Source organism: uncultured Campylobacter sp. (assembly GCF_938040115.1).
In the GTDB taxonomy this organism is placed as follows: Bacteria; Campylobacterota; Campylobacteria; order Campylobacterales; family Campylobacteraceae; genus Campylobacter_A.
Window position 1 is genome coordinate 1 of the sequence record NZ_CALHXD010000077.1, and the last position, 3,485, is coordinate 3,485.

A 3,485-nucleotide genomic window follows, 5' to 3' on the forward strand; every position below is an offset into this window, starting at 1 on the left:
CGCGCCTAGATCGCTAAAATAAATAGCATCGTCCGAGTTTAATTTTATAAAAAATCCCAGGTCGCCGTCTTGGCCTATCATATAAAAATTTGGCTCGTAAAGCGCTACTTCGTAGGTTTCGTTTCGCTCGGCTAGAGCTGCGCGCCCGTATAGATACGCACCCGCTCCCGCTTCGTTAAAAACGTCCACGCACTCCTCGCCATCGATACTTTCTAAAAATTTTAGATATAGCGGCGGAAATTTTATCATCGTTTATCCTTGCCTATTACGGCGTTTTTAAATATCGCGACGTCTGCGCCAGTCTCGCTAAGCGCGGCTAGCTCGTTTTGGCTCTCTATGATAACGCAAATTTGAGCGTCAAATAGATAATCCTGCGCCAGCTTTGCCGCCTTGCCGGCTAGCTCGCGGGGCACGACGATAAATTTCGCTCCGGCCGCGTTTGCGACGATGATTTCGTTTAGATTTTCCGCCTCGACGCTAAACTGGGCGCCGAGCTCCTGCGCGCGCTTTATCGCTGCTGCGTCAAATTTAAACAAATTTTGCTTGTCCGCTTCGATCTGCTGGGCATTTTCGCGCCAAAACAGCAGCTCGTACGGCACGAGCTCGTGACCGATCAGTTTCATTTTTTATCCTTTATACAGTCCTCGCAGACATAGCCGCCGCCGCTGATTACGGCGTCTTTTGCCTCTATAAAGGTGCCGCATTTTTTGCATTCGACGAAATTTTGGGCCTCTTTGTCTTCTTTTTTTGCGCCGCCTTTTACGCCTCTTTTGACGCGGGTTTTAAAAAATATCATATAAATCGCGATTAAAACCGCTAAAAAAGCCAAAATTTTAAATAACATCGCCGCCCTTTATAAATACGTAATTTCGGTTGCCGCGCCCGTAAATTTGAGCTTTGAGCCCCTCTAACTCGCTTTGTACGCTGCTTCCTTTGTAGAGTAAAATTTGAGTTTGCGCGTCAAAAAAACCGTCGCAAATCCCAAGTAAATCTTTCGTTTTCATCAGTGCGCGACTCGTGATGAGCTGCGCCGCAAAGGGCTCGCCGTCCTGGATCTTGCAAGATTTTACGCGGACGTTTGCTAAATTTAGCTCGGCCTTGACGTAGCTTAGAAACGCCGATTTTTTCGGGCTTGGTTCAAAGAGATGCCACTCGCATTCCCTTAAAATCATCGCGAGAAATATCGCCGGAAAGCCCGCTCCGCTGCCCACATCAATCGCCGTTTTGGCGTCCAAAATTTGCGGGAAAATTTCAAGCGGAGCTATGCTATCAGCGATCTGCTCGTTTAAATTTTTGTAGTTGGTGAGGCTGTGCACGCGGTTAAATTTAGCCAAAATCTCGCTAAATTTCGCCGTTTGCGCGTCAAAGTCCCGCGGCAGGTCAATTTTCATCTAGCATATGCCCCATCTGCTCTTTTTTCACGCGTAGGTAGTTTTCGTTAAATTTGTTCGCGTGTATGACGATCGGTACGCGAGAGACGATCTGTATGCACTTTAGCCCCGACAGTTTTTTTGGATTATTGGTTAGCAAATTTATCTTTTCGATGCCGAAGTGCTTTAAGATAAAATCCACGATCTCGTACGTGCGCTCGTCGGCCTTAAAGCCTAGCTGGTGGTTTGCCTCGATGGTGTCAAGGCCCTCGTCTTGCAGGTGGTAGGCGTTTACTTTGTTTAGCAGGCCGATATTTCGCCCTTCTTGGCGTAGATAGATCACCATGCCGCCGTGCTCCTCGATGTATTTTAGGCTGGCTTCTAGCTGGTCGCGGCAGTCGCATTTTAGGCTACCGATCGCATCGCCCGTTAGGCACTCGGAGTGGATGCGGACGTTTACGACCTCGCCGAAAGGTTTTTTGTAAATCGCTAAATGTTCTTTCTCGCCCTCCTTAAATGCCTTTATCTCGAATATCCCGAAACGAGAGGGTAAATTTGCCGTATTTGAAAGCTCGATATTCATAAATTTTTAACTCCTATTATGTTACACTAAGCGTAAATTGTAGCGAAGTAAAAGGAAAATTATGTTTAAACGTTTTAGAAGGCTCAGGATAAACCCCGCGATCAGAGAGATGGTGCGCGAAACTAGCGTTTGCGCGAGCGATTTTATCTATCCGCTTTTCGTCGTCGAGGGCAAGGGCGTGAAAAAAGAGATAAGCTCGATGCCGGGCGTCTTTCAGATGAGTTTGGACGAAATTTTAAAAGAGTGCGAAATCGTGCGAAATTTGGGCATAAAAGCGGTTATTTTATTTGGCATACCTAGCCTAAAAGATAGCGTAGGCAGCGATGCTCTGAGCGATGACGGCATCATAGCAACCGCGCTGCGAGCGATAAAGGATAAATTCCCCGATCTAGTCGTGATAACCGATCTTTGCTTTTGCGAGTACACCGATCACGGCCACTGCGGTATCCTAGATCACGTCCATCAGACCGTCGATAACGACGCAACGCTGGAAATTTCCGCTAAACAAGCGCTGATCCACGCTAGAAACGGCGCCGATATGATCGCTCCAAGCGGTATGATGGACGGCATCATCGCTACCTTGCGCGGGGCGCTGGATTTGAGCGGATATGAAAATTTGCCGATTATGGCGTATTCGACCAAATTTGCTTCGGCTTACTACGGGCCTTTTCGCGACGTAGCCGAGAGCGCGCCGAGCTTTGGCGATAGAAAGAGCTACCAGATGGATCCCGCAAACCGCCTAGAAGCCGTGAGCGAGAGCCTGGAGGACGAGGCGCAGGGGGCCGATATCTTGATGGTAAAGCCCGCCCTTGCGTATCTAGACATCATCCGCGATCTGCGCGAAGCGACGAGACTGCCGATCTGCGCGTATAACGTGAGCGGCGAATACGCTCTGCTAAAAGCTGCGGCAAAAGCCGGCGTCATCGACTACGAGCGCGTGATGATGGAGACGCTACTAGGATTTAAGAGGGCAGGGGCGGATTTGATAATCAGCTATCATGCTAAAGAAGCGGCCGCTTTATTAAGAAAATAGCGGCTTGTCTTTTTGAGCGCTTTTGAGAGAGATTTTTGCTTCGTTGTACTAGCAACTGCGAGCAGAGGAAATTTTAAGTCTGCGGCAGACTATTTGTCTAGCCTTGACTTAAAATTTCTGCACAACATTTAAATCCGTCTCTCAATACTTCGCCTTAAATTTTGCAGTCAAATTTTAAAATAAGAGGGAAAAATGCGGCACTTTTTAACGTTAAACGATTTTAGCAAAGACGAAATCATCGAAATTTTAAATTTGGGTTTGCAGATAAAAAAAGAGGCGAAGGCGCGAGATTTTAAACCGTATCTAAAAGATCAAAAACTGGCGATGGTATTTGAAAAAAGCTCGACTAGAACGCGCGTAAGCTTTGACGTGGGGATGAATGAGCTTGGCGGGCATGCGCTGTTTCTTAGCTCGAGCGATATTCAGATCGGGCGCGGCGAACCAATAAAAGACACCGCGCGCGTGATCTCGCGAATGTGCGATCTCATCATGGCTCGCG

At 47.7% G+C, this 3,485-nt stretch carries 6 protein-coding genes and 1 pseudogene; 2 read left to right on the forward strand and 5 right to left on the reverse strand.

Annotated elements, in window-relative coordinates:
- The 5 genes from Q0314_RS02945 to ribA form a co-directional block, all read right to left on the reverse strand.
- On the reverse strand, positions 1-249 hold a 249-nt coding region (locus tag Q0314_RS02945; protein WP_298056338.1), incomplete at its 3' end, for a hypothetical protein.
- Positions 246-623 (reverse strand): hypothetical protein, encoded by a 378-nt coding sequence (locus tag Q0314_RS02950; protein WP_298056339.1) that lies wholly within the window; start codon positions 621-623, stop codon positions 246-248. The genes Q0314_RS02945 and Q0314_RS02950, both read right to left, overlap by 4 nt.
- Positions 620-844 (reverse strand): PP0621 family protein, encoded by a 225-nt coding sequence (locus tag Q0314_RS02955; protein WP_298056342.1) that lies wholly within the window; start codon positions 842-844, stop codon positions 620-622. The genes Q0314_RS02950 and Q0314_RS02955 overlap by 4 nt, the downstream gene beginning before the upstream one ends.
- Entirely contained in the window at positions 834-1,391 is a 558-nt protein-coding gene (gene rsmG, locus Q0314_RS02960; RefSeq protein ID WP_298056345.1) for a 16S rRNA (guanine(527)-N(7))-methyltransferase RsmG, read from the reverse strand. Before rsmG ends, Q0314_RS02955 begins: the two co-directional genes overlap by 11 nt.
- Entirely contained in the window at positions 1,381-1,953 is a 573-nt protein-coding gene (gene ribA / locus Q0314_RS02965) for a GTP cyclohydrolase II (RefSeq protein WP_298056348.1), read from the reverse strand. Before ribA ends, rsmG begins: the two co-directional genes overlap by 11 nt.
- Before the next feature lie 61 nt (positions 1,954-2,014).
- Here ribA and hemB point away from each other — a divergent pair, with 61 nt between their 5' ends.
- Entirely contained in the window at positions 2,015-2,986 is a 972-nt protein-coding gene (hemB, locus tag Q0314_RS02970) for a porphobilinogen synthase (protein WP_298056351.1), read from the forward strand.
- A gap of 192 nt (positions 2,987-3,178) precedes the next feature.
- Positions 3,179-3,485, forward strand: a pseudogene (locus tag Q0314_RS02975) (ornithine carbamoyltransferase); the annotation flags it as partial.

Coding starts and splice junctions, on each gene's coding strand:
- Q0314_RS02955 (WP_298056342.1), bottom strand. CDS start 844: ATGTTATTTAAAATTTTGGCTTTTTTAGCGGTTTTAATCGCGATTTAT.
- rsmG (WP_298056345.1), bottom strand. CDS start 1,391: ATGAAAATTGACCTGCCGCGGGACTTTGACGCGCAAACGGCGAAATTT.
- hemB (WP_298056351.1), top strand. CDS start 2,015: ATGTTTAAACGTTTTAGAAGGCTCAGGATAAACCCCGCGATCAGAGAG.
- Q0314_RS02950 (WP_298056339.1), bottom strand. CDS start 623: ATGAAACTGATCGGTCACGAGCTCGTGCCGTACGAGCTGCTGTTTTGG.
- ribA (WP_298056348.1), bottom strand. CDS start 1,953: ATGAATATCGAGCTTTCAAATACGGCAAATTTACCCTCTCGTTTCGGG.